Annotated in this window: 3 protein-coding genes; 2 read left to right on the top strand and 1 reads right to left on the bottom strand. The window is 67.6% G+C overall.

The features are described from left to right. Together WBV89_RS09815 and WBV89_RS09810 are read left to right on the top strand one after the other, a co-directional pair. The coding region (locus tag WBV89_RS09815; protein ID WP_423981158.1) for a DUF5719 family protein at window positions 1-1,530 on the top strand (1,530 nt) is incomplete at its 5' end. A gap of 41 nt (window positions 1,531-1,571) precedes the next feature. Continuing rightward, window positions 1,572-2,024: a thioredoxin domain-containing protein gene (locus WBV89_RS09810; RefSeq protein WP_423981157.1), complete on the top strand. Its 453-nt coding sequence runs from the start codon at window positions 1,572-1,574 to the stop codon at window positions 2,022-2,024. A 38-nt stretch (window positions 2,025-2,062) separates the two neighbouring features. On the opposite strand, the gene ftsH is transcribed toward WBV89_RS09810, so the two are convergent. Continuing rightward, window positions 2,063-3,383, bottom strand: a 1,321-nt coding sequence (gene ftsH, locus WBV89_RS09805) for an ATP-dependent zinc metalloprotease FtsH (protein WP_423981156.1), incomplete at its 5' end; no start/stop codon positions are given.

Here is a 3,383-nt window from a genome sequence, read left to right as displayed (position 1 = left end):
GTGCTCGGCTTCATCGGGCTGATCCTCGTCGGACGTGAGACACCCGAGCCACAGACCGCCTTCTTCGCCGACACCGGAGCGACGTGGATGCCCGCCGTCGGTCGATCGGGAAACCTGACCGGCAGTTGGTTCTGCCCGGGCGTGCCGACCGGTGAGGACGACCTCGGTGGCGACGTGGTCATCTCGAACGGTGGCGAAGCGCCGATGATCGGCCGCTACATGATCCTGTCCGACGACGGTGTGGCCGCGGACGAGGCGTTCAACGTCGACTCGTGGTCCCAGACCAGGATCGACGTCGGCGCCTTCTCGACGTCGCCGTATTCGAGCGTCGTGGTCGAGATCGAGGGCGGAACCGGTTTCGTCGAGCAGATCGCCCGCAATGCCCTCGGCGACTCGGTCGCCGCGTGTTCCAACGACACGTCGCCGACGTGGTACTTCGCCGACGGCTACACAGCCTCCGACAGCGTCGAGACCCTGGTCCTGACGAACCCGTTCGACGAACCGGTGGTGGCCGATCTCCGCTTCTCCACCGAGGAGAGCCAGTCCGAGCCCGATCGGTATCGCGGCTTCACCGTGTTGCCGCGATCGGTCCGGACGATCCCGGTCGCCGAACTCGGGGCGCGTGACGAGCCCGTGGTCTCGGTCTCCATCGAGGCGTCGGCAGGCCGACTGGTCGCCGGACGCGCCCAGGAGTACAACGGTGGCGGCCGATTCGGATACGACGTGTCGCTCGGCGCTCCGGAGCTGCGCGACAACTGGTGGTTCGCCGACGGTGAGACCGCCGAGGGAGTCGACGAGACCTACTCGATCTACAATCCGACCGATGAGGAAGTCGAGGTGACGGTCTTCTTCGGCGGCCTGCCGCTGTCGGCCACCTCGGTCAACGAGAACGATCCGGTCGTCGTCCCGCCGCTGCGGACCGTCGTGTTCGATCCGTCGGATCTGAGCGGCTCGGGCGATGGTGAGGATCACGACGACGCGGCGACGACCGACTCCACTCCCGCGGAGGAGGACGGCACCGATGGTGAGGCCGACGAGAACTTCGTCGATTTCGCCGAACCCGTGCTCGAGCTGCCCGAGGGACGTCACGCCACAGTGTTCTCGACGCTCGCCCAACCCTCGATCGTCGTCGATCGCGTCGTCACACGGTCGGTGGACGGATCGATCGCGACGTCGGTCGTGATGGGTGCACCGCCACGACCCGACGGCTACGTGGCCAACTCGTGGACGATGGGAATCGGTCCCGACGAGGCGACCGAGGACGCGCTGGTCATCTACAACATCGACCAGGCCGACTCCACGGTCACGGTGTCCGCCGTCGGGCCGGACGGTCCGTCCGCTGTTCCGTCGCTCGAGGAAGTGGCGTTGCCCAGTGGCGGGATCATCACGATCGACCTCGTCGATCCGGACATCCTCGGCAGGGAGTTGATCGTGACGTCGACCAGCCGCGTCTTCATCGAGCGTTCGCTGCCACGCAACCACGACCTGCCGGGCCGGTCGGGCTCGTGGTTGTTGCCGGTCTCGGGCTGAGTTCCGCGGTCAGTCGTCGGCTCGGTCGTTAGCGTGGCATCGTGACTCGGTTGTTGATCGCGTTGACCATCGTGGCGGTGGCCGCGACCGTGGCCTGGTGGGTGCAGCGGCGTCGCGTGCCCGACGCGCCGACACAGCGCCGTTACAGCACGCCCGAGCAGCTCGACCGCTCCGATTTCGTACGGCCCGAGGCGCCGTGGCTGGTCGCGGTGTTCACCTCCGACAGCTGCGACAAGTGCATCGAGGTTGCGACCAAGGCGGCGGTCCTCGAGAGCGACGATGTCGCCGTGGCGAACATCGAGTTCACCACCGATCGTGAACTCCACGCCCGGTACCAGATCGACGCGGTGCCGACCCTCGTCATCGTCGATTCCGACGGCGTGACCAGGCGGAGCTTCCTCGGGCCGATGTCGGCCACCGACCTGTGGGCCGCCGTCGCCGAGGTCAGGGACCCGGGCTCGACCCCCGACTCCTGCGACCAACACGCCGACTGACGTATCAACTGGGGTCTGACCCCAGCTGATACGGGGTGTCAGCGCAGGACGATGTCGTCGAGGGTGGGAGCGCTCTCGCCCGACTCGATCATGCCCTGCTGGATCAGGCGGGCGACGGTCGGTCCGTCGATCGTCTCCTCCTCGAGCAGCGCCTCGGCGATCAGCTCGAGACCGCGACGATGGCGGGTGATGACGTCCTTGGCGCGCTGTTCCTGATCGGTGAGGAGTTGGGAGATCTCCTCGTCGAGGAGGCGCGCGGTGTCCTCGGAGTACTCGCGACCCGAGCTCATCAGGTCGTCACCGAGGAACGTGGCCTGCTGGCCGCTCCACGCCTGCGGACCGACACGATCGGACATGCCCCACTCGCGGACCATGCGGCGGGCGATGCCGGTTGCCTGCTCGAGGTCGTTCGCGGCACCGGAGTTGAGGTGCCCGAACACGACGATCTCGGCGACGCGGCCGCCCATCGCCTTGCAGATCGTGTCCTCGAAGTACTCCTTCGAGTACGTGTGGCGTTCCTGGGGGAGTGACCACGTGACACCGAGAGCCATGCCGCGCGGCAGGATCGTCACCTTGTGCAACGGGTCGCCGTTCGGGAGCACAGTGGCGAGCAGTGCATGCCCACCCTCGTGGTAGGCGGTCGCCCGCTTCTCCTCGGCGGTCATGATCACGGACTCACGCTGCGCACCGAGCACGACCCGGTCGCGGGCGTTCTCGAAGTCGATCCGTTCGATCTCCTTCGATCCACGGCGAACAGCCACGAGGGCCGCTTCGTTGACGAGGTTCGCAAGGTCGGCGCCAGCCATGCCGACGGTCGCCTTGGCCATCGTCTCCATGTCGACGTCGGCGCCGATGCGCTTGTCGCGGCTGTGCACGTCGAGGATTGCCCGACGCTCGCTCGCCTCGGGCACCGGCACGACGATCTGGCGGTCGAAGCGGCCGGGCCGGAGGAGCGCGGGGTCGAGGATGTCGGGGCGGTTCGTGGCCGCCATGATGACAATCCCCTCGGCGGTCTCGAAGCCGTCCATCTCGGCGAGCATCTGGTTGAGGGTCTGCTCGCGCTCGTCGTGCCCGCCGCCGAGGCCGGCGCCACGTTTGCGGCCGATCGAGTCGATCTCGTCGATGAAGAAGATGGCCTTGCCCATGCGGCGGGCCTGCTGGAAGAGGTCGCGGACGCGGCTGGCGCCGACACCGACGAACATCTCCATGAAGTCCGAACCGGTGACCGTGAGGATCCCGACACCGGCTTCACCGGCGACGGCGCGTGCGAACAGGGTCTTGCCGGTTCCGGGAGGGCCGACGAGCAGCATGCCCTTGGGCACGCGGGCGCCGATCTCCTTGAACCGCTCGGGGTAGCGC

The sequence above is a fragment of the Ilumatobacter sp. genome (genome assembly GCF_049588435.1).
In the GTDB taxonomy this organism is placed as follows: Bacteria; Actinomycetota; Acidimicrobiia; order Acidimicrobiales; family Ilumatobacteraceae; genus Ilumatobacter_A.
This window is presented reverse-complemented; position numbering and strand designations above follow the sequence as displayed.